Source organism: Paracoccus kondratievae, assembly GCF_009301415.1.
In the GTDB taxonomy this organism is placed as follows: domain Bacteria; phylum Pseudomonadota; class Alphaproteobacteria; order Rhodobacterales; family Rhodobacteraceae; genus Paracoccus; species Paracoccus kondratievae.
Genome location: NZ_CP045072.1, coordinates 2,010,335 through 2,030,487, shown reverse-complemented (window position 1 = coordinate 2,030,487; position 20,153 = coordinate 2,010,335). Strand labels below are relative to the sequence as shown.

The 20,153-nt window shown below is 61.5% G+C and carries 21 protein-coding genes and 2 pseudogenes; 6 read left to right on the top strand and 17 right to left on the bottom strand.

Annotated features, from left to right (window positions below):
• Position 1: 1 nt before the first annotated feature.
• The 3 genes from moaD to F8A10_RS10155 all read right to left on the bottom strand — a co-directional run bounded on the left by moaD (position 2) and on the right by F8A10_RS10155 (position 1,377).
• Positions 2-253, bottom strand: a complete 252-nt coding sequence (gene moaD, locus F8A10_RS10165) for a molybdopterin converting factor subunit 1 (protein WP_010397163.1) — start codon at positions 251-253, stop codon at positions 2-4.
• Positions 243-872 carry a CDP-diacylglycerol--glycerol-3-phosphate 3-phosphatidyltransferase gene (gene pgsA / locus F8A10_RS10160; protein ID WP_010397161.1) on the bottom strand — a complete coding sequence of 210 codons (630 nt, stop codon included), beginning with the start codon at positions 870-872 and terminating at the stop codon, positions 243-245. Before pgsA ends, moaD begins: the two co-directional genes overlap by 11 nt.
• Before the next feature lie 61 nt (positions 873-933).
• On the bottom strand, positions 934-1,377 hold the full coding sequence (locus tag F8A10_RS10155) for a MerR family transcriptional regulator (RefSeq protein WP_010397158.1): 444 nt from the start codon (positions 1,375-1,377) through the stop codon (positions 934-936).
• Between the two features lie 197 nt (positions 1,378-1,574).
• On the opposite strand from F8A10_RS10155, the pseudogene F8A10_RS10150 reads away from it, so the two are divergent.
• Positions 1,575-2,422 (top strand): annotated as a pseudogene (locus F8A10_RS10150) (IS5 family transposase).
• Positions 2,423-2,511: 89 nt separating this feature from the next.
• Positions 2,512-2,658: a hypothetical protein gene (locus tag F8A10_RS21095; RefSeq protein ID WP_010397147.1), complete on the top strand. Its 147-nt coding sequence runs from the start codon at positions 2,512-2,514 to the stop codon at positions 2,656-2,658.
• A gap of 141 nt (positions 2,659-2,799) precedes the next feature.
• Here the strand turns inward: F8A10_RS21095 and F8A10_RS21405 are convergent, their stop codons facing one another.
• Positions 2,800-4,023, bottom strand: a complete 1,224-nt coding sequence (locus F8A10_RS21405) for a Hint domain-containing protein (RefSeq protein ID WP_227493379.1) — start codon at positions 4,021-4,023, stop codon at positions 2,800-2,802.
• A 343-nt stretch (positions 4,024-4,366) separates the two neighbouring features.
• Here F8A10_RS21405 and F8A10_RS10140 point away from each other — a divergent pair.
• A pseudogene (locus F8A10_RS10140) lies at positions 4,367-4,995 on the top strand (IS5/IS1182 family transposase).
• A 38-nt stretch (positions 4,996-5,033) separates the two neighbouring features.
• Here F8A10_RS10140 and F8A10_RS10135 read toward each other — a convergent pair.
• Complete coding sequence (locus F8A10_RS10135; RefSeq protein WP_010397140.1) at positions 5,034-5,876, bottom strand: DKNYY domain-containing protein; 843 nt, start codon at positions 5,874-5,876, stop codon at positions 5,034-5,036.
• Between the two features lie 521 nt (positions 5,877-6,397).
• Between F8A10_RS10135 and trhA the strand changes: the two genes are divergently transcribed.
• Together trhA and F8A10_RS10125 are read left to right on the top strand one after the other, a co-directional pair.
• A complete protein-coding gene (gene trhA, locus F8A10_RS10130; RefSeq protein ID WP_085502727.1) occupies positions 6,398-7,069 on the top strand; it encodes a PAQR family membrane homeostasis protein TrhA in 672 nt (223 codons plus the stop codon).
• Positions 7,070-7,158: 89 nt separating this feature from the next.
• Positions 7,159-7,524: a DUF983 domain-containing protein gene (locus F8A10_RS10125; protein ID WP_010397136.1), complete on the top strand. Its 366-nt coding sequence runs from the start codon at positions 7,159-7,161 to the stop codon at positions 7,522-7,524.
• Positions 7,525-7,570: 46 nt separating this feature from the next.
• Here the strand turns inward: F8A10_RS10125 and F8A10_RS10120 are convergent, their stop codons facing one another.
• The 6 genes from F8A10_RS10120 to F8A10_RS10095 form a co-directional block, all read right to left on the bottom strand.
• Positions 7,571-7,774, bottom strand: coding sequence for a hypothetical protein (locus tag F8A10_RS10120; RefSeq protein WP_010397134.1), 204 nt, complete (start codon positions 7,772-7,774; stop codon positions 7,571-7,573).
• Positions 7,775-7,840: 66 nt separating this feature from the next.
• Positions 7,841-8,212 (bottom strand): hypothetical protein, encoded by a 372-nt coding sequence (locus tag F8A10_RS10115; RefSeq protein WP_010397131.1) that lies wholly within the window; start codon positions 8,210-8,212, stop codon positions 7,841-7,843.
• Between the two features lie 72 nt (positions 8,213-8,284).
• The gene (locus F8A10_RS10110) at positions 8,285-9,343 is read right to left on the bottom strand and encodes an ABC transporter ATP-binding protein (RefSeq protein ID WP_010397129.1); all 1,059 of its coding nucleotides are present in this window, start codon (positions 9,341-9,343) and stop codon (positions 8,285-8,287) included.
• Positions 9,344-9,419: 76 nt separating this feature from the next.
• Positions 9,420-10,238, bottom strand: coding sequence for a carbohydrate ABC transporter permease (locus tag F8A10_RS10105; protein WP_010397127.1), 819 nt, complete (start codon positions 10,236-10,238; stop codon positions 9,420-9,422).
• Positions 10,235-11,098 carry a carbohydrate ABC transporter permease gene (locus tag F8A10_RS10100; RefSeq protein ID WP_010397125.1) on the bottom strand — a complete coding sequence of 288 codons (864 nt, stop codon included), beginning with the start codon at positions 11,096-11,098 and terminating at the stop codon, positions 10,235-10,237. Before F8A10_RS10100 ends, F8A10_RS10105 begins: the two co-directional genes overlap by 4 nt.
• Positions 11,099-11,168: 70 nt before the next feature.
• Positions 11,169-12,416 carry an ABC transporter substrate-binding protein gene (locus F8A10_RS10095; protein ID WP_010397123.1) on the bottom strand — a complete coding sequence of 416 codons (1,248 nt, stop codon included), beginning with the start codon at positions 12,414-12,416 and terminating at the stop codon, positions 11,169-11,171.
• Between the two features lie 140 nt (positions 12,417-12,556).
• Between F8A10_RS10095 and F8A10_RS10090 the strand changes: the two genes are divergently transcribed.
• Positions 12,557-13,546 (top strand): AraC family transcriptional regulator, encoded by a 990-nt coding sequence (locus F8A10_RS10090; protein WP_010397121.1) that lies wholly within the window; start codon positions 12,557-12,559, stop codon positions 13,544-13,546.
• 47 nt (positions 13,547-13,593) lie between these two features.
• On the opposite strand, the gene lhpI is transcribed toward F8A10_RS10090, so the two are convergent.
• The 6 genes from lhpI to F8A10_RS10060 form a co-directional block, all read right to left on the bottom strand.
• Positions 13,594-15,285 carry a cis-3-hydroxy-L-proline dehydratase gene (gene lhpI, locus F8A10_RS10085; RefSeq protein WP_227493378.1) on the bottom strand — a complete coding sequence of 564 codons (1,692 nt, stop codon included), beginning with the start codon at positions 15,283-15,285 and terminating at the stop codon, positions 13,594-13,596.
• 6 nt (positions 15,286-15,291) lie between these two features.
• Positions 15,292-16,332, bottom strand: coding sequence for a proline racemase family protein (locus F8A10_RS10080; protein WP_152367225.1), 1,041 nt, complete (start codon positions 16,330-16,332; stop codon positions 15,292-15,294).
• A 210-nt stretch (positions 16,333-16,542) separates the two neighbouring features.
• Positions 16,543-17,547: a 4-hydroxyproline epimerase gene (locus F8A10_RS10075; RefSeq protein ID WP_085502732.1), complete on the bottom strand. Its 1,005-nt coding sequence runs from the start codon at positions 17,545-17,547 to the stop codon at positions 16,543-16,545.
• 7 nt (positions 17,548-17,554) lie between these two features.
• Entirely contained in the window at positions 17,555-18,775 is a 1,221-nt protein-coding gene (locus F8A10_RS10070; protein WP_010397114.1) for an NAD(P)/FAD-dependent oxidoreductase, read from the bottom strand.
• Positions 18,772-19,497: an amino acid ABC transporter ATP-binding protein gene (locus F8A10_RS10065; protein ID WP_152367224.1), complete on the bottom strand. Its 726-nt coding sequence runs from the start codon at positions 19,495-19,497 to the stop codon at positions 18,772-18,774. Before F8A10_RS10065 ends, F8A10_RS10070 begins: the two co-directional genes overlap by 4 nt.
• Positions 19,490-20,143, bottom strand: a complete 654-nt coding sequence (locus F8A10_RS10060) for an amino acid ABC transporter permease (RefSeq protein WP_010397110.1) — start codon at positions 20,141-20,143, stop codon at positions 19,490-19,492. The genes F8A10_RS10065 and F8A10_RS10060 overlap by 8 nt, the downstream gene beginning before the upstream one ends.
• Between the last annotated feature and the right edge of the window lie 10 nt (positions 20,144-20,153).

The window sequence follows — 20,153 nt, the reverse complement described above, 5'->3', positions numbered from 1 at the left end:
CCTAGCCTCCGGTCATCGGCGGGAAAAAGGCGACTTCGCGCACCCCTTCCAACGATGCGTCCAGATCAGCCAGTTCCTGATCCACAGCGATGCGCACCGCTGTCAGGTCGGCCAGTGCCGCCGCGTGCCATTCGTCCATTGCAGCAAGTTCGGCCACCAGTTCACGGACGGTACGGGCCTGTGTCTCGACCCGCTCGCGCGGCTGGCCGATGCGTTCGCGCAGCCAGGCGAAATACAGAACGTCAAGCGCCATGGTCATCCCTCAGGAATGGCCGGGCCTTGGCGAAGTAGTCCCAGCCAGTGATTGCGGTCAGAACCGCCGCGATCCAGATCAGCACCAGCCCAACCTGCGTCGCCAGATCCGACCAGTTGTCGGACCAGGGCAGACTGGTTTCACCCACAAGCGGCGGATGGCCGGTTTCATAGTAATTCAGCCCGGTGCCCAGAAACAGCACGGCAATGGCGACCATCTGTGCCGTTGTCTTCCACTTGGCCAGTTTCGTGACCTTGAGCAGCCGTGCCTTGTCCCCCAGGAATTCGCGCAGGCCCGAAACAAAGACCTCGCGAAACAGGATCACGGTGGCGGGCAGGATCAGCCAGGGGTTCATGCCCGAATAGCCGGTGATGACCACCACGGCGATGATGACCATGGCCTTGTCCGCAATCGGGTCCATGGCGGCGCCAAAGCGGCTTTCCTGCGCCCAGGCGCGGGCCAGATAGCCGTCGAACCAATCGGTTACGGCGGCGATCAGGAACAGCGCCAGCGCCGCGAAATCAGCAAAGGGCCGGCTGAGAAAGAAGAACATCAGCGGCACCAACGGTGCCGCCAGAAGTCGCAGAACAGTCAGTAGATTTGGCAGGGTCCAGCGCATGGTCGCACTCTAGGACGTCGTCGCGGCGGGGGGAAGGGGTCACCCACGGGATCAGGCCGCGCTAGGCGGGTCCGGCCCCCTTGGGCACGCTATGGTCATCATGCGCGCATAGAGCGTGATTGCCCAGAACCTCGATCACCCGGCATTCGGCGATTGTGTGGCTGGCACAATGATCCAGCATGCGCCGCAATTCATCGCGCAGCGCCGCCAGCCGGGCGATTCTTGCCTCGACCTCGGCAAGCTGGCGGATCGCGATCTCATCTGCGGTGTGGCACGATTCGCCGGGCTGGTCCGAAAGGCTCAACAGCTCGCGGATCGCCTCTAGCGGAAAGCCAAGGTCGCGGGCATGGCGGATAAAAGCCAGCCTTTCTTGCATCTTGCGGGTGTAAAGGCGCTGGTTGCCCCCGGTCCGCTCGGGCTCGGGCAAAAGGCCGATCTGCTCATAATAGCGGATGGTGGGTACCTTGACCCCTGTCGCCGCGCTGAGCCTGCCGATCGAGAACATCGAAATACCTCTTGAAGCTCTGGTCGCTAGAGCATCTAGGGTCCCGAATGGCGTTGTTGCACTTATCAGTGAGGCGGATTCACGTGGTGAATCCTGAGTGTTAGCTTCGTGTCATGGCGAAGCCTTCTTCTCTCCGCTACCGCACGACGAACTGGCCCGACTATAACGCCGCACTGCGCCGCCGCGGCTCGCTCTCGATCTGGTTCGACCCGACGATGGCCTGGCATGCAGCGCAGACCGGGAAGCGCGGTCATCCGGAGACGTTCTCGGAGAGCGCGATCCAGACTTGCCTGACGTTGAAGGTGCTGTTCTGCCTGCCGCTGCGGCAAACGGTTGGGCTAGTTGCCAGCCTGATCGAGATGGCGGGGCTGGACTGGCCGGCCCCGGATTATTCCACGCTCTGCCGACGCCAGGCACGGCTTGTCGTGCAGATCCCTTACCGCCGCCCCGGCGGTCCCGTGACCCTGCCCGTCGATAGCACCGGCATCAAGTTCCGCGGCGATGGTGAATGGCAGGCGCGCAAGCATGGTGCGTCCCGCCGCAGGCAATGGCGCAAGGTCCATATCGGCATGGATGCGCAGACCGGTGATGTTCGAGCTGTCGAACTCACGTCGAGCCGGCAGGGCGATAGCCGGTGCTGCCAGACCTGCTGGCGCAGCTCCCCGAAGATGAAGAGATCGGCTCGGTCACGGCCGACGGTGCCTGTGACACCAGACGATGCCATGGCGCGATCGTCGAACGGGGGGCCGAAGCGCGTATACCCATTCGGCGGAACGGTCGCGCCTGGAAAGAGGATTGCCCGGCCGCCCGCGTCCGCAACGACATCCTGCATGAGACGCTGCGCCTGGGACGGGCCAACTGGAAGCGTTCGGTCGGCTATCATGTCCGAAGTCGCGTCGAGGCGCGGATGAATTGCCTCAAGGCGTTCGGCGAGCGCATCGCCTCATGCGACCCGGATCGACAGACTGCAGAAATCCAGATCCGCATCGCCATCATGAACAGATACAACGCCCTCGGCACCGTCGAGATCATAGCCGTTGGCTGAACGAAAAGAGGAAAAGGGTCATATCGGCCTGCAGCCGATTAGCTCAACAACGCCCAGGGGGCAGGTCAAAGCTCAGAGGGAGGAGCGGCATGGGCCAGAAGTTCGTACCCGAACTGCACGACCCGGATTGCCGCCGGGCTGTACGGACGAAAACCGCGGACCTCTCTGAGATCGTATCTGACGCGATCATCGCCCGGATGGACGCCGAAGAAAGAGAGCCAAAGTGGCGGGATTGATACATGCACCTGCTCAGGGATCTCCTCTACTATGCGCCTGCGGGATTAGCGTTTGTGCCCTATCAGAAAGCCGACGCCGCCGTTGATAGAAAAAGGGCCACAGTTTTCACTGTGGCCCTAAAGACAATGTTGATGCGCTGATCAGCACACCATCGGGCGATGGTGCTGCCGGTGGCGGACGGTCAGCTTGCGCGCCTTGCGGCCCGAAGGCAGCATGCGGGCGGGTTCGGGCACGAAGTCAGCGTCGCTAAGCTGGGGGAACAGGGCAAAGATCTCTTCCCGCGCTGCCTTGCCGACGGATCTGAGTGCCTGCGGGCCGGTGTAAAGTGACTCGGTCAGCGCGCCGTTCGAGTTCACCACCTCATGCCGTTCAAAGAGGATGTGGAAATACTCGACCTCGGCCAGATCAGTGGCGATGTCGACACCGTCAAGCTGCAACAGCTGCTTGGCGGCCACGAGAACCTCCATGGTGCCGAACATCTTTTGCGCTATTTTTGAGCGTACCAGAACCCGGTGCTGCGGCGAAACCAGCAGGTCCGACGAAGGCACCCCGTCACCCAGTGCCCCGGCGCGGATGCGAATCGGCATCAGCTTGGGGCTGGCCTTCAGCGCGGCGGCCTTGAGCTTGATTGAGCCGATCCAGCGGATCGGTTGCAACCCGTTGTCGCGCGTCATCACCTTGTCGCCGACCTGCAGCGTCTCGACCGGGACAAAGCCGTTCTCGGTCTCGATCAGAGTGCCGGCGACAAAGCAGAACACCTCGTCGTCAGACAGCTCCAGCGTGCCGTTCGGATCGTGATCCATGGTCACGATGGCGGTGTTAGCGGTTTGCTGGATCAGGTCAGCCCCTGCCCGGATCGTCGCAGCAGGAAGAATGCCGACCCCGAGTGGCAAGTCCTCTACTGCCGCTGCCAGCGTTTCCGTGATCTGGGAGATGGGAGCAGTCACGGAAACCGTTTGGCCAGCAACGACGATGGATGCCGTCACCGCAAGGTGGTCATCATCCAGCGGTTCGTCGCTGATGAAGTAATAGCGACCGTCGGCCTCCATGATATGGCCGCTGATCGGGTTCACCTGCAGCCCAATGGCTGCCAACGGCGGAAGGCCAACGCTAACGGCCGCGTTCGAAACCGTTGTCGAGCCAAGATAGGTGCCCGGGCCGGTTAACGGATCTCCGTTGGTATCGACGGGGGTAACGTTGTCGCCATTTTCAAGGGTCGTGGCACCGTTGGCGTCGACGTCATACTGCGCGAACTCTTGCGAATCCTCAAATGCGTTGAGCAGCGATGTGTTGGGCACGAAGGCAATGATGCCATCAAGGCCAACGGTGATAAAGCTTGAGGGGATCTCGGTAATATAAGGCATGTGCGCCACCTTTTGTCAGACCGTCGCAGCGATGCGCGGTCGATTGGTTGAACTGCGAGACCAGAAACTGGGGAACACACCAACTGCTTGAATTGGATCAAGCCATTCCACTTATGGGCGATTCGCCCTTTCCGATCAACATGATTCACAAATGCGTGTGGTATTTTTCTGACAAAAGGCAGATACATTAATGTACATTTTGATCGTGTCGATTGTCGTATGGCAGAATTGTACAATCACAGGGGGTGATTGATTTTATTGAGTAATAATAATTTGTTAGCCTGCGTTAACGAATTCGGGCCTGGTTCGCAGGCTGTGATGCAAGCAAGCCCCTGCGTGAGAGATGAGCGTGGTGCGTGCCCAGATCCCTGACGATGAGCGGGCCTTCTTTCAGCGATTCATCCGCACCAGAACGTGCGCAAGCCGGCCAGCCAGAACATTGTTTCAGATAGGGTTTTCCGGATTGTGAGAACCGGACATCCTGGTGCGACCTGTCCGAAAAGTTCGGCAAATGGTCGCCCGTCTGCCGTCGGTTTCACTGCTGGGTGCTGACCGGATTGTGAGAGGATGCGCTGTACGCGGTGAACCCAGTGGGCGCACGCGCGCCAAGCTTCGGATCGCTGGCAGTGCCGTGATCTTCGTTCGGAGCCATACGGCGGGCGCAAAAAGGCACCTGGCCGTTCGGGAGGTGGTTTCACGACCAAGATCCATCTTTGCGCAATGGTGTCAGCTCAATGATGAGGGCCGCGGCTATGACCTGGACAAAGCTCGGGAAGACATCGCAATCAGCGGCGCACGGCCGACGATCCCGATGCGTGAGAACTGGCAGGTCTGCAAGGTCGTCGGCATGACCATCTTCACGATGCGCAACATGTCGGGCACTGTTTCAACAAGTTGAAGAGCAGCCGTCGGCGGGTCACCCGCTATGACAAAACCGCAGACGGATTCATCAATGTCGTCTGCATCAGCTGATGGGGCCGCCATTTGTCAATATGACAGAGGTCTCTGGCTCATTTCCTGCCAACTATCGGGTTTTCCAGTTCCCAGCCGAGCTTTCGCGCAATCGGTGGCATATCGTCAGGATCCGAGACGACAGCATATCTGATCCAGAATTTTGCGCCAAATTCGTCATTATCAATTATCTCATCGCACCAGTAATAATGATTTCTGTCTCGGGCCAGTGGTGCGGGTCCGATTTTATGAGAGCTGAAAACTGGCACAACCTCGAAGCTTTCCAGATCTGCCCCCTCGACCCGGCTGTTCAGATAGAAGATCGCTTTTTCGTCCCGGCTGTAGCTGTAGGACAGATAGCGCCAGCCCTTTCTTTTTGCTTTCGGGATTGATGATCCCTGGGCGAAGGTGAAATAATCGTCATATCCGACAAGACAAGTGTCGCCGCATGAACGAAAGGTTCGGGTATCCGCCTTGACCACCCGGCGCGCGCGCAGGTCACCTGGCGAAAAGAAGACGCTGTTTGCGTCTTTGCCGTAACCTGTGCCCCAGTGGTTTCCTTCGCCGGAATCGCAGGCAGCGAACGTTGTGGGATCGGCGTCCTTGACCTTTCCGATGTGGTTCCAGACATGATTGCCGTCGGTTACAAAGGCGCGGCTGAGAACCCGGAACGTTGCGGGATTTGCACCCATGATGCGCCGCCCCCAGCTGTAAACCGCCTTTTCATCTTTGGAAAAACCGTTTTCATATTGCACGAAACCCTTGCGCAGCTTGAGCGAGTCATAACCCATCCTGCTGCCATCGCGCATGGCAATATTTCCGTCCGGCCCAAGACAATAAGGCAGCCCCTCAACATCGGCGTCGATTGGATATGGCTGAAGTTCCGGTATTGACTCGGTCATCACTGTCACATTTCTTTCGGCACGGATATCATATTCGGGTAGCTTTATGCTGTTGACGGTATTTCGTCCATCGCATTTACGCCCATGCGTCATTATCCGGCGTCAAATAGGCCCGACCTGAATCTTGTCACAATCATCGTCTCTGCCGGCCACCAGGATTGCTGGTTGCGGCAGGTTGCGTGCCAGCTCATCTCTCGCGCAGAGAGCGGCATGAATCACCATACGCGGACTTGAAGCCCCCTTTTTGCCAGCACGATCTGGGATATTCCCGGTCGGGGCATTCACGTCGGGGTGCGTCGCGATCATGTACCGTCCCAATGGGCGGTATGTACGATGAACCCTTTCCCTCTGAACGCTTCCTTGTGTGTCGAGACGAGCGAGGGGGATGAAGCACGGGCTTACAGAGAAGGTCGGAAAGCGTTGTCAGGCTGCGGCGGCTGACTGTTACGCCTGCTGTAATGCCGACATTTCGACGAGAGTTTGATTTGCCAAGGCGCGGTTCGCGGGCCTAGGCTGCTCGTATGACGACAACCGGGCATATTCCGCGACTCTACAGCCGGGCCGAGCGGTTCAGCGATGGAGTCGTCCATATCCTCGGCCTGACGCTGGCAGCGTTGGCCGTGCCTGCCCTGATTGTTCTTAGCCTGTTCTCTGAGGCGGGGTCGACGGCGGTGGTCGGGGCTTCGGTCTATGGCGGCACACTGATCCTGATGCTGACCTTTTCGGCGCTTTGCAACATGGTGAACAGCCCCAGGTGGCAGGGGCTGCTGCGCCGGCTGGATCATTCGGCAATCTACATGAAGATCGCGGGAACCTACACGCCCTTTACCCTGCTGTCGGGTGGTCAGGCGCTTGGGTTGCTGGTCGGCCTGTGGATGGCGGCGGCGCTGGGCCTGTCGTTAAAGATGCTGGTCCCGCCATGGCGCCTGCGTTGGCTTGCACTTGCGCTTTATCTGGGCATGGGCTGGGCCGCGGCCTATGCCGGAGGGCCGATGCTTGCCGGGCTATCGGGTCCGGTGCTGATCCTGATGATGATCGGGGGCGCGATCTACACCATCGGGGTGGTGTTTTTCCTGATGCAGCGCCTGCCGTTTCACAACACGATCTGGCACGTTTTTGTCCTGACGGGCAGCGCGATCTTTTTCGCTGCGGTTGCTCATTGCATCACCCATCCGCCGATAGCCGGCCTTTGACCCCGGGGCTGTCCGCATCATCAGCCATTGCATTCCCCGCCGTACCATCATGTTATTCTTGCGCGAAAATAATCGGAGCATGAACGGTCATGACAGAGGAACGAAGTGGGCGAACCGCCGCGATCAGAGGGCTGACCGGTCGCTGTCCGCATTGCGGCAAAGGTCGGCTCTTCAAGGGCTATCTGACCATCGTGCAGAGCTGCGAATCCTGCGGTGAACCGTTGGGGCTATACCGCGCTGCCGATGGCCCGGCCTTCTTTACCATGACGATCATGCTTTTGCTGCTGATCCCGATGATCGGCTTTGGCTGGGTGCTGTTCCGGCCGGATCCCATAACGCTGCTTGTTACGGTGGGGCTGGCGATAACGGTGCTGACACTGCTGATCCTCCGCCTCGTGAAGGGGGCGTTTGTCGGCTATCTTTGGGCGCAGCGCGAACAGGATCGCGGCGCCTGAACCCTGCGAGCCCCCCGCGGACCCTGTGATCCGCGGGGGTGGCCGATCAGCCGGCCAGCCAGAGGCCACCAATGATAATCACGCCGATACCGGCCAGCATGATGCACCAGTTCAGCAGCACAATCTTGCCGGATTCGACCGTTCCGGCAGAGGGAGGCGCAGGCGTGGTTTCTGTTGCGTTGTCCTGCACCGGCTCACGCTCGGCAGGCGGCACCCGGTGCACCACCGGTTCGTCATGGATGATGTTCATTTTTCGTCCTTCGTGAACGCAAGGGTCATGGTCTGCCGGCCCGGAAAAGCCGGGGGCAGAGCGATCTCAGGCGGTCATGCGAAAGACGGGAGGGGCGCGTGCGCAGGGCGCCAGCGCGCATAGCGGTGCGCCGATCAGGTGGTGATAGGTATAACCTACAGCCGCTGCGGTTCGCGGCGGTGCAGCCGGGGTCTCTGACGGCGGCAATGCTGCCGCGGTCAGCGGCTGGACCTGCGCCGTTTCCTTGCGTGCAAGCTGGTCCCGGCCGTGGATCGCCGTCAGGCTAAGGGACGGCGCGACCAGTTGCTGCGGATGCTGGACCTCGACACTGACCCGAGGTCCGGGCAGGGTGGCGACCAGCAGTACCAGCAGCAAGGCCATGAACAGCCTTGCCGCCCGCAAAGGAAACCGAAGCTTTGGGTCCTGCAGGTCCGTCATGGTCCCAGTGATCCATGGTTTGCGGCCGGGACGCAAGGCCGGGGACCTCAGCGGCCGGACCATAGGGTGGGCTCAGTCCCCCAGGCGCTGGCCACTTTCCGCGTCAAAGACATGCAGCGACGCGGGATCGAGATGGGCCAGCACCCGCTCTCCCTCGGACAGCCGTGTTGCGGCGGGGACCGAGACCATGAAGCTTTCCGCACCGGCGTTCAGCGAGATCAGCCGCATGTCGCCGTGGAACTCATCCCGCTCGACCGTGGCGGCGATGGCGTCGGGCGTACCTTCGGGAACCAGCCTGATGGCTCCTGGCCGAATGCCCAGGGTGACTTTGCCTGCACGCAGCGGAAAGGGGGCGGCAAGGTCGATATCGGCGTTTCTCAATCGTCCCTCGCCCGCGTCGAGGGAAAAGAAGTTCATGCTCGGCGTGCCGATAAAGCCTGCGGTAAAGACCGTGGCCGGGCGGGAATAGATCTCCTCGGGCGTGCCCATCTGTTCGATCCTGCCCTGATTCATCAATACGATGCGATCTGCCAGCGTCATCGCCTCAAGCTGGTCATGAGTGACATAGACCGAGGTGGTGTTCAGTGCCCTGTGCAGTCGCGCGATTTCGACCCGCAAATGACCGCGCAGCTTGGCGTCCAGGTTCGAGAGCGGCTCGTCGAACAAAAACACCTCGGGTGTCTTGATCATCGCGCGGGCGATAGCGACGCGTTGTTGCTGACCGCCCGACAATTCGGTCGGCTTGCGGCCAAGGTAGATGTCCAGCCCCAGCGTTTCGACCACGGGATCAAGGCGACGGCGGATCTCATCCCTGCTTGTTCCGGCGCGCTCCAGTGCAAAGGTGATGTTTTCGCGCACGCTCATATGCGGATAAAGCGCGTAGTTCTGAAAGACCATGGCGATGCCCCGGTCGCCCGGGTCGCGGTCATTGACCCTTGCGCCGCCGATGAAAAGGTCGCCGCCGGTGATCTCTTCCAGCCCTGCGACCATGCGCAGGATCGTGGATTTCCCGCAGCCGGACGGGCCCAGGAAGACGATGAATTCATGGTCAGAGATCGAAAGGTTGAAATTCCGGATGACTTCATGCGAGCCGTAGCTCTTGCACAGGTTGCGGCATTCAACGGTCGCCATCACGATTCCTCACTCTGCATATCTGCGTTTGGGTAGCCACGGCGTGCGCGGCCGGGCCAGGGGGCTTTCATCTGCGTCAATCCTGCGTGGACTTGCGGGAAAAGACCGAGTTCATCCCGGCGCCCGCGACAGCCAGCAGGATCAGCGGCGGCAGCGACAGCAGGACCACCGCGGCATTCAACACTCCCCAGGGAACGTTCATCCCCAGCTGGGACATTTCCGAGGCGACGACAGGCAGGGTGCGCGCCTTTGATGTACTCAGCATCATCGCAAGCAGGAATTCGTTCCAGACGAGGATGAAGGAAAAGGCGATGGCGGCAAGGATCTGCGGCCGCGCAATCGGCAACGCCACGCGAAAGAAGGTGGCATAGGGGCCAAGGCGGTCGACGCGGGCGGCCTCTTCCACCGCGATCGGCACGCGCTCGAATGCAGGGATCGACAGCCAGACCGTGATCGAGATGGTGATCGTCATATAGGTGACGATCAGGGCAAAGCGGGTGTCGTAAAACCCGAGCCCCAGCCAGATCACCATCATCGGAATGGCCACGGCGACCGGCGGCAGAAAGCGCAAGGACAGGGCAAAGAACTGCGCCTCGCGCGTCAGGCGGTTCTTGACCCGCGCGATCACGTAGGCGGCCGGTACGCCAAGCAGCGCCCCCATGGCGACAGCCGAGGAACAGATCACCAGCGAGTTCGTCAGCGCCCGTGCAACCGAACGGCGGCCCAGCACATATTGCATGTTGTCCCAGACCGGCGTGAAGATCAGCTTGGGCGTGTTGACCAGCAGATCGGCGTTGGTCTTGAAGGCGTTAAGCAGCGTCCACAGCAGCGGCAGCAGCACCATCAAAGCGGCGCAAGCCAGCACGATACGCAAAAGAAGGGTCGAAAGCTTCATTTGTTCAGCCTCTTCCAGATCGAGGTGAAGAGGATCACGGTCAGCACCATCATGATCACGGCCATGGACGAGGCGTAAGAAATATTGCCCGCCTCGATAAAACCCTGCGAATAGGCATACATGTCCAGCGTCTCGGTCGAGACACCGGGACCGCCACGGGTCATCACATAGACCAGATCGAATGAGCGCAGCGACTCGATCGCCTTGACCAGCAACAGCGAGATAAGCGGCAGTTTAAGCATCGGCAGGGTGACAAAACGGTGGATCTCCCACCCCTTGGCCTTGTCGATCCGGGCGGCCTCGATGGGCTGGGGGGGCAGGGCCTCCATCAGCTTCAGGATGATGACCGCAAAGAACAGTCCCCATTGCCAGACATCGACAAAGGCGACCGTCAGCATCGCCCCCCAGGGGTGGGCCAGAACATCGGGGGTCTGGCCGGTCAGGGCGCGGACGGGCCAGGTTACCGCGCCGTAAAGCGGGTGGAACGAGAATTTCCACACAAAAGCCGCGCAGACACGGGGCAGCAGCACCGGAATGATGAAAAGGACGCTAAGGATCATGCGCCAGCGGCGGGTAGCCGCCTCGAACATGGCGATGGCAAGGCCGATCCCGACCGCCATTGTGGCGCTGACGGTCAGCACCTCCCATTTCAGCGAAACCCACAGCGCGTTAAGAAAGCGGTCGTCCGAAAAGAGTTTCAGGTAATTGGCAAGCCAGACATATTCGGCTTGCGGTGCACTAAGGGTCCGGTTTTGCAGCGAAAGGTTCACCGCATACAGTGTCGGGACCGCCGCAAGAATGACCAGCACCAAAAGCGCAGGCCCCAGAAAGACATAGGGAAGAGAACGCCCAACTCTCATCGGTGCCTCATTGTACTGGAAAGGGAATGGGGCGGGGACGCAATGCGCCTCCGCGCCCCGGGTCAAAGCTTCAGAGCGATTTGGCGAAGGTTTCCAGCTCGTTCAGAGTGGCCTTCACATCGGTGCGCGAACCGGTGATCAGTTCTTCCAGCATGATGCCCCAGGTGTTGCCAAGCTCCTGCCAGCGCGGGTCCTGCCAGAACAGGACCTCGGTCCTTGCGCCGGTTTCGGCCATGGCGACCGACAGGTTTTCGCCGAATGTCTTGACGTATTCGGGGCTTTCATAGGTGCTCTTGCGGGTCAGCTCACCCGGCTGGCCCTTGGCAAGGCGGCGGGCCTCCTGCTCTTTCGAGGTGGCCCAGGCCACGAACAGACCGGCGCAAGCCTTGTCCTGCTCTTCGGGGTTTGCCTTGGCAGCAATGGCAAAGCCATGGGCATAGCCCGAACCCGGCAGCGGTGTCGGCGGCGGGGCAAAGCCCACCACATCGACCACGCGGCTTTGCGAGGGGTCCTTGGACATCGCGCCAAGCGGGGCGGATTCAACGATCATCGCCACCTTGCCCGAACGGAAGGCGCCGGTGGATTCGTCAAAAGAGCCAGTCTGCGTGCCGGGGGCCGAGTATTTGAACAGCTCAAGATATTCCTCGGTCGCCTTGACCGCCGCGTCAGAGTTGAACGCAAAGGCGCCCGTTTCATCGGTCCATTTGCCGCCATTCGCCGCAAACAGCGGCAGCCAGCGCCAGACGTTCGCGCCCGAGCCACGCTGCCCGCGCAGTGCGACGCCATAAACCCCGTTGTCCGGGTCATGCAGTTTCCTGATGGCGGCGACGTATTCTTCCCAGGTTTTCGGCGGCTCCAGCCCCGCGGCGGTCAGCAGGTCGGTGCGATAGACCATCAGGTCGCCGCCGCCCTGGATCGGTGCAAACCATTGCTTGCCGTCATAGCTTGCAACGCTGCGCATGCCGGCGTCGAAATCTTCATAATCGTATTCGGCGGGATAATAGCCGTCCAAGGGCACGATCCAGCCGGATGAGGCGAACAGAGGCAGGTTTGCCTCGTCCACATAATACACGTTGTAGCTGCCAACGGTCGAGGCATCCGCCTGCGATTTGGCGCGGCGGTCATTCTCGTTCAGATAATCGATCTCGAAACCGGCACCAGAGAGTTCCTCGAACTCATCGACATAATCCTCAAGCAGCGTCAGCCCGTCGCGAGGCTGGGCCAGAACACGTAAATCACTGGAACAAATGGATTCTGCTTGCGCAGTAGTCGCCATCAGCACCGCCAGAAGACTGGCGGTCGAGAACAGGTGTTTCAAGGTGATATCCTCCCGGATGCAAGGGGATCTTTTCCCCAAACTGCGCCTGAAGCTGGCATAGATGGGGACGGTTCACTAGTTGCGCTCTTGCGCAAAACCGATACTTTAATGTCAAAACCGGGGGATTGCGGGCCGTGCGGATGCAGAAACAGTCAGATTGTGATCCTGTGACGATGCAGGACGCATGGCCGGACGACGATGTTTCCCGGGCATCTGCCAGCCTGCCCCGGCCCATGCGGGTGACAGCGGCGATGCGTGAAAGCATCACAATCCCCGAGGATCGGTCCTATCTGATCCGCCGCGACGATTATCCCCATCCGCTGTGCACCTGGAACTACCACCCCGAATGGGAGATCCATTTCATCCCCGAGGCGCGCGGCTATGCCTATGTCGGCGACTATATCGGCAGTTTCGAGCCCGGCCATCTGTCCCTATGCGGCAGCAACCTGCCGCATAACTGGGTCTCGCCCGGCCTGCATGCGCCGGGCCGCGACTATGTCCTGCAATTCGACGCGGCGGCTCTTATGGCAGGCGGGGTCCCGCTGGCCGAGCTGCGCAGCCTTCAGACCCTGTTGCCGCTGTCCGGGCGCGGTATCGAGATCATGGGCTCTGAGGCGGCTGAGATCGGCGCGCTGATCGTGTCGCTGTCTCAGGCCCAACGGGCGCGGGGGCTTGGTATTTTCGTCGAGATCCTTGAGCGTTTCGCAGCGGCGCAGGATTATCGCCTGCTTGCCAGCCCGGGGTTCGTCTCATCCTACGCGGCATTGGCCAGCGGACGGCATTCCAACGTCAACAATGCCATTCAGGTTCTGCAACTGGCCCCCTCGGTAACCATGTATGAGGCGGCCGAGATGGTCGGAGCAAAGCCCTCGACCCTGTCGCGCAGCTTTAAGGCACTGACGGGGATGACCTTTTCTTCATATCAACGCGCCATCCGTATTTCCCGTGCGCGCAGCCTGCTGGCCGAAACGACGATGCGCATCATCGACGTCTGTTTCGAGGCGGGGTTTTCGAACCTGTCGAACTTCAACCGGATCTTTCTGAAAGAGACCGGCATGACCCCCCGTGATTATCGCAATATCTCGCGCATCCGCACGATCTCGCGTCTGGCAGAGGATGAGGACAGTTAGCCTGTCCCGAAACCCCGGCAGGACCTGCCCACCGGGGATGGTTCGGATCAGCCGCTCTCTGCCTTGGCCAGCCAATCCGGCAGCGCCTTGGGTGCCGTCCCGGTCAGCGCGGCATCTATGCATTGTGCCAGATTGCCAAAGCGCACCGCCCGCCCCGAAAGCCCCGGCCCGTAATGGGCGTATTTCCCTGAGTTCGTCATCACCGCATGAGTCCGGGGCGGAAACACCGGTTCCGAGATCGAGCACCAGCACAGATCGGGCAGAACCGTCACGCCGCTTTCTTCGAGCCTTTGCAAAACTCCCTCGGCCCGGGCCTGTGCGATAATGGCCCGGCCGGTGGTCAGGATGGTCGGCACAGCAACCCGGCGCGAGGCAAGCCCGTCCGCCAAAGCCCGGCATTCACCTGACGACGCATGGGGGCTGCCAAGGGCGACAAGGTCGATCTTGTCCGGACCCTCGTTCAACTGTCGCCAGCCCGAGGCCATCATCGCGGCGGTGATCCGGTCGTGGTCGGCGTCATCTGCGATCTGCTCTGCTTCGGGCGTCACGCCCTCGACATGCAGCATGGGTGCAGCGGATGTGGTGCCAAAGGCGGCGCAGAGCGCCTTCAGCTCATCCGTTCCCGGCTTTGCCGGTGACAGGCCGCGCAGTAACGGGATGCGGTCCGGCGACGCCTTGCCCGCCAGATAGCCGATCAGCGGCCAAAAGGCATCGTCCGCGCCGGGGGGCAGTTCAACCTCGATGATGCGGCGGGCCTTGCGGTTCTGATCCAGATAAGGGCCGGACAGGGGGGCCCGACCCGTCATGGCAATGCACAGGTCCAGAAAGTCCGGATGTTTGGCTGTGCGCGCGCCAAGCACCGTATTGGCATAGACGACTGCATTGGATTCCGCCCACGCGATGGCCTCTCCCTGTGTCGGCGCGCTATCCAGCAGGTAGGGGGAGCAAGTAAAGCTGGGCTGGCAGCCCATTTTCACATAGGCATCCGCCAGCCGCTGTGCCGGTCCGCCAAGGCTGGGCGGCACGCCTTGCTGACGCCAGTTCTCACGATCGACCGAAATCGCATTCATCGTCGTCGGGATGATTACCCGCGCATCCATGTCGACCATACGCTCGGCAAAGGTCAGGTTCGCCGGGCTGGCATAGATGCAGCCGTCGATATGGCCTTGCGTGACATCGACCAGCCCCGCCGCCCCCTGCTGGGCGGCCATGGCGCAGATGATCCGCATGGCCTGCGCCGTCGCCGTTCCATGCTGTCCCTGCAGGAAGGCACGGTCCTGACCGGTCAGTTCCAGCGATGCCGTGGCGGGTGGCTGGACCGGTACCGACAGTGTGCCTGCGGTGATCGCGTCATGGCCGATCCGGGCCAGGGTTTCCTGCCCAAGCGCATCGAACAATGCGCGCGGCAGGCGCAGGACCGGCAGCTCTTTGCCAAACATCTCGGCGGCGATCAGTGCGCCAAGCGTCACGACGTCCTCGGGCTCGGCAAAGATCAGCGCTGCCGGACCCCGGCCTGAAAGGACCAGATCAAGCAGCACCCCCGAGCCGGTGCATGAACCACGGGTCGAGGGCATCATCAGCACCTGACCGGTCACGCTTTGCCCATGCAGGGGGTGATGGACGTCGATGATCTTACCGGTTGCCGGGTCAACCCCGCCCCAGAAGCTGAGCGGCTCGTCCGAGAACAGGATAGGCCCGGCCGCGACGCCTGGCAGAATGCTGAGCGCGGTCATGATCATGGCCCCCTATTGCTTCAGCGTCGGAGTGACGCCCCAGGTGTCCGAAAGCATATAGCCCGATTGCCACGGGTCCTCGGGGTCGACGTAATAGGTATGCTGGCCGGTGATCCATGCACGGCCGGTGATCTGCGGGATGATCGTCCTCACGCCGCCGCGATCCCCGACCTCAAGGATCTTGCCGATAAAGCGTGACCCGATGATCGATTCATGGATCAGCACATCGCCCACACCCATCAGGCCACGCGCCTGCAAAACCGCCATCCGCGCCGAAGTGCCGGTGCCCGTGGGTGAGCGGTCCGAACGTCCCGGCGCGACGATACAGGTGTTGCGGGTTACTGCTCCGCTGCCCTGAAATGGCATGGCAAACTGGACGATCGAGACGCCGCGCACATTCGGAAACTCGGGGTGGGACACGTCGAACTGTTCCCGCGCGGCTTTGCGGATCTTTTCGCCCAGAATGGCCAGATCGCGGGCCTCGTCAGGGCGGATATGAAAGCCAAGCGCCTGCGCATCGACGATGCCAAAGAACATGCCGCCATAGGCGATATCAAGCGGGATCGTGCCATGCCCTTCGATCTCAAGCGCGCCATCCAGCACGGCGGCAAAGGCGGGGGCGTTGCGGAAGGTGATCGAGCGGCATTTGCCGTCGCGGCATTCGGCGGTGACCTCGATCACGCCTCCGGGCATGTCCAGCTTAAACCGGGTGATCGGTTCTTGCATCGGCACCATGCCGGTTTCCAACAGGACGGTTGCGACGCAGATCGTGTTCGAGCCTGACATCGGGACATACTCGGTCGGCTCCATGATGATCGCCCCGGCGGCGCAGCCCGGCGTGATGGGCGGCACGATCAGGTTCACATGCCGCGCGACCGAGCCGCGTGGCTCGCAGATCAAAAGCTGGCGGATGTGGTCGTGGTCGCGCTCCATGGCGATCATCCGCTCCATCATCGTGTTGCCGGCCGGGGGCAGAACCCCGCCGACGATGACATCGCCGATCTCGCCTTCGGCATGGCAGCCGACCACATTGATCGAAAGACGTGAACGCATGGGTTTTCCTTTCAGCTCGATGGGTTCGGTTCGCTTGAGGCTGCGGCATGGGACCGGCCCGCAATAAATCGGCCCTCGGGGCGGTTTCCTGTTTCAGGACCCACCCCGGGCGGCCGGTACCATGTCCTGTCATTCGTCCCGGCGGGGTGCCGGGACGTGGCTGGTCGTTTTTGGGCCTCAGCGCGTGATTTGCGCCGTTTTGGCGTCTGGTTACTTCACGACAAACCCGTGGGCGAAAGGATCGCGCTCGGCGTCGATATAGATTGTGTTCAGCCCGGTCTGCCGTGCCCAGCCGGCGATCGAGGGGATGATCGCGTCGCGATCGGCGACAGTTGCCGCGCCCTCGACCCGGCCCTTGAAGATCGAACCGATGATTGATTCATGCCAGAATTCATCGCCGACCTTCAGCTTGCCCTTGGCGGCAAGCTGCGCCATCCGTGCCGAGGTGCCGGTGCCGCAGGGGCTGCGGTCGATGGCCTTGTCGCCGTAAAAGACGGCATTGCGGGCATGGGCGCCTGAAACCGTCGGGGCACCGGTCCATTGGATATGGCTTAGCCCGCGGATTTCTGACAGTTCGGGATGGACGAATTCGTATTTTGCGTTCAAGGCCGCGCGCAGCTTGGGGGACCAGCCGATAAGCTCGCCCGCGGTATAATCGGCCATGTCGCGGAAATTCTTTTGCGGCTCGACGATGGCGTAGAAATTGCCGCCATAGGCCACGTCCACGACGATTTCGCCCAGACCCTCGACCTCGGCGGTCAGGCCTTCGGCGTAAAGAAAGCTTGGGACATTGGTCAGCCGGACCTCTTCGACATAGCGGCCTTCCTCACGGTATTCGATATCGACCTTGCCTGCCGGGGCCTCGATCGACAGGCGGCCGGGCGTGCGCGGGACGATCAGCCCGTTTTCGATCCCCATGGTGATCGTGCCGATGGTGCCGTGGCCGCACATGGGCAGGCAGCCCGAGGTTTCGATATACAGCACGGCGACATCGCAGTCCGGACGCGTCGGCGGATAAAGGATCGCGCCCGACATCATGTCATGGCCGCGCGGCTCGAACATCAGGCCGGTGCGGATCCAGTCGAATTCGCGCAGGAAATGCGCCCGCTTTTCCAGCATGTTCGCCCCTTCCAGCCGAGGGGCTCCGCCTGCGACAAGTCGGACTGGGTTGCCACAGGTATGGCCGTCAATGCAGGGAAATACGTATTGCGTCATGCTTGCCTCAGAAGCGCGCCGGAGAAAACGGCGCCAGATTGATAGCGGGGTCTGTGCCGGTCAGCAGATCGGCAACGATCTGCGCGGTCCCGGCCGATTGGGTCAGGCCCAGATGGCCGTGCCCGAAGGCGCAGATGATGTTTGGATGACCGGGCAGGGGGCCGATAGCGGGCAGGCTGTCGGGCAAAGAGGGGCGGAACCCCATCCATTGCTGCCCGCCCACGGTCCTGAGACCGGGCAGGAAAGTCCTGGCTTTTTTCAGCATTGCCTCGGCGCGTTTGAAATTCGGCGGCAGTTTCAGCCCGCCCAGTTCGACCGCGCCGCCGACCCTGATCCCCGAGGTCAGTCTTGAGACGACAAATCCGTGCCCGCCGAAAGTTACCTGACAGCGCAGGTCAAAGGCATCGGCTGGCAGGGTGGTGTTATAGCCGCGCTCGGTTTCCAGCGGGATGCGGTGACCCAGCGTGCGCGTCAGCAGATGAGAGAACGCTCCGGCTGCCACGACGACCCGGCCAGCAAGCTTGCCGTTCGAGGTGATGACACCATCATCGGCCAGCCCTGTCGCCTCGGCGATGGTGATGTCGCCACCGTTGGCGCGGAACCGCTCGGCCAAAGCCAGCGTGTAGTCGCGCGGATCGGCGATCGAATACCAGCCCGGCGTAAAGGTCGCATGGGTAAAGCGCGGCGCAAGTCCCGGCTGGATCTCGGCGATCTCGTCGCCCTTGAGGTGGCGAAAGGCGATCCCGTGTTCCGCCCGCGCCTCCCATCCGGGCAGAGAGGCGTCAAACTCTGCCTGCCCCTCATAGACCTGCAATTGCCCGTCCTGATGCAGCATATGCGTCAGCCCGTCACGGGTCAGCGCCGGTATCAGCGCGGCCTTGGACAGATCCATCAGCGCCGTCTGGGCGATGGTCGAGGCACGGACCCGTGACGGCGCACAGGCCCGCCAGAACCGGAACATCCATGGCGCGATGCGCAGCGCATAGGCTGGCGGCACGGTCAGCGGCCCCAAGGGATCAAGCAGCCATTTCGGCGCCTGCCGCATGATCCGGGGCGAGGCAAGCGGAAAGATGTCAGTAAAGGCAAACGCCCCGGCGTTCCCGGTCGATGCACCTGCTGCCGGGCCCTCGCGGTCGATCACCTGCACCGCCAACCCGCGCTCTTGCGCAGCCAAAGCGACCGAGAGGCCGACAACCCCGGCGCCGATGACGATGACCCGATCCGTCATTGCCGCGTGCTCGACAGGAATTTGCGGGTTTCGGGGTTCTGGGGATCGCCAAAGATCTGTTCAGGCGAGCCTATCTCGGCCATGACGCCCTGATGAAAGAAGGCCACGCGGTTTGAGACATCGCGCGCAAAGCTCATCTCGTGGGTGACGCAGATCATGGTCATGCCCTCTTGTGCCAGCATCTTGAGCGTATCCAGAACCTCGCCCACCAGTTGCGGGTCGAGCGCCGAGGTCACCTCGTCAAACAGCATGTATTCGGGCGACATGGCCAGTGCGCGGGCAATCGCCATACGCTGTTGCTGGCCGCCCGACAGCCGGCCCGGAAAGGTCTTCAGCTTGTCGCCCAGACCCACATGGGTCAGCTGGCGTTCGGCGATTTCTTCGGCTTCGGCGCGGGACATGCCCAGCACTTTGCGCGGCGCCAGCGTGACATTGTCGAGCACGGTCAGATGGGGAAAGGCGTTCCATTGCTGAAAGACGATTCCCACCTTGCGCCGCAGCTTGTTAAGGTCGGTGGATTTCGCGTGAACCTCGGTCCCGTCGATAAGGATGCGGCCGGAATCAATCGGCTCAAGCCCGTTGATGCAGGTCAGAAGCGTCGATTTGCCGGACCCCGAGCCACCGATGATCGTGACCACCTCGCCCTTTTCCACAGTCAGGTCGATGCCCTTCAGGACCTCGAGCTGGCCAAAGGACTTGCGGACATGTTCGATCTCAATCATTGGACCACCGTTTTTCCAGATAGCCGCCGAACCGCGCCAGCGGGAACGAAATGACAAAGTAGAAGGCGCCGCAGATCAGCAGCAAAAGCATCGGTTCTTGCAGCCGTGTGATCAGGATCTGGGTGGACTTCAAAAGCTCGGTCACCTGCACGACATAGACCAGGGCCGAGTCCTTCATGACCCCAAGCGCCAGCCCGATCCAGGACGGCAAAGCGATGCGCGTAGCCAGGGGCAACACGATCTCGCGCATGTCCTGGCCCCAGGTCATGCCAAGCGAGCGCGCCGCGCGGCGGGTTGTTGCGGGCACGGCCTCGATGCCTCCGCGCACGATCTCGGCGCAATAGGCGGCGGTGTACATCGACAGCACGATGCAGGCGACGGTAAAGCCAGAAAGGTTCAGCCTCAGGATCGTGCCCAAAAAGGCATTGGTCAGTACCAGCTGGATCAGCAGCGGGATTGAGCGGCAGATATCCAGAACAAAGATCAGCGGCGCGGCCCAGATCGGTCCCAGCTGATAACGCAGGACGCCAAAGATCACCCCCAGCACGGTTCCGATAAGGACCGAGATCGCGGTAACCACGATGGTCATCCCGGCGCCCTTGGCCAGAAAGATGAAATCGGCGGTTGTCAGAGCGGTATCGAACATCGAAGGGCCC

Excerpts from the sequence above, each read along its gene's own strand:
- F8A10_RS10080 (WP_152367225.1), bottom strand. The coding sequence starts at position 16,332 with ATGCGTTCACGTCTTTCGATCAATGTGGTCGGCTGCCATGCCGAAGGC.
- F8A10_RS10105 (WP_010397127.1), bottom strand. The coding sequence starts at position 10,238 with ATGAAGCTTTCGACCCTTCTTTTGCGTATCGTGCTGGCTTGCGCCGCT.
- F8A10_RS10075 (WP_085502732.1), bottom strand. The coding sequence starts at position 17,547 with ATGACGCAATACGTATTTCCCTGCATTGACGGCCATACCTGTGGCAAC.
- F8A10_RS10090 (WP_010397121.1), top strand. The coding sequence starts at position 12,557 with ATGCAGAAACAGTCAGATTGTGATCCTGTGACGATGCAGGACGCATGG.
- moaD (WP_010397163.1), bottom strand. The coding sequence starts at position 253 with ATGGCGCTTGACGTTCTGTATTTCGCCTGGCTGCGCGAACGCATCGGC.
- F8A10_RS10065 (WP_152367224.1), bottom strand. The coding sequence starts at position 19,497 with ATGATTGAGATCGAACATGTCCGCAAGTCCTTTGGCCAGCTCGAGGTC.
- pgsA (WP_010397161.1), bottom strand. The coding sequence starts at position 872 with ATGCGCTGGACCCTGCCAAATCTACTGACTGTTCTGCGACTTCTGGCG.
- trhA (WP_085502727.1), top strand. The coding sequence starts at position 6,398 with ATGACGACAACCGGGCATATTCCGCGACTCTACAGCCGGGCCGAGCGG.
- F8A10_RS21095 (WP_010397147.1), top strand. The coding sequence starts at position 2,512 with ATGGGCCAGAAGTTCGTACCCGAACTGCACGACCCGGATTGCCGCCGG.
- F8A10_RS21405 (WP_227493379.1), bottom strand. The coding sequence starts at position 4,023 with ATGCCTTATATTACCGAGATCCCCTCAAGCTTTATCACCGTTGGCCTT.
- F8A10_RS10060 (WP_010397110.1), bottom strand. The coding sequence starts at position 20,143 with ATGTTCGATACCGCTCTGACAACCGCCGATTTCATCTTTCTGGCCAAG.
- F8A10_RS10110 (WP_010397129.1), bottom strand. The coding sequence starts at position 9,343 with ATGGCGACCGTTGAATGCCGCAACCTGTGCAAGAGCTACGGCTCGCAT.
- F8A10_RS10120 (WP_010397134.1), bottom strand. The coding sequence starts at position 7,774 with ATGAACATCATCCATGACGAACCGGTGGTGCACCGGGTGCCGCCTGCC.
- F8A10_RS10135 (WP_010397140.1), bottom strand. The coding sequence starts at position 5,876 with ATGACCGAGTCAATACCGGAACTTCAGCCATATCCAATCGACGCCGAT.
- F8A10_RS10155 (WP_010397158.1), bottom strand. The coding sequence starts at position 1,377 with ATGTTCTCGATCGGCAGGCTCAGCGCGGCGACAGGGGTCAAGGTACCC.
- F8A10_RS10100 (WP_010397125.1), bottom strand. The coding sequence starts at position 11,098 with ATGAGAGTTGGGCGTTCTCTTCCCTATGTCTTTCTGGGGCCTGCGCTT.
- F8A10_RS10125 (WP_010397136.1), top strand. The coding sequence starts at position 7,159 with ATGACAGAGGAACGAAGTGGGCGAACCGCCGCGATCAGAGGGCTGACC.
- lhpI (WP_227493378.1), bottom strand. The coding sequence starts at position 15,285 with ATGATCATGACCGCGCTCAGCATTCTGCCAGGCGTCGCGGCCGGGCCT.
- F8A10_RS10115 (WP_010397131.1), bottom strand. The coding sequence starts at position 8,212 with ATGACGGACCTGCAGGACCCAAAGCTTCGGTTTCCTTTGCGGGCGGCA.
- F8A10_RS10070 (WP_010397114.1), bottom strand. The coding sequence starts at position 18,775 with ATGACGGATCGGGTCATCGTCATCGGCGCCGGGGTTGTCGGCCTCTCG.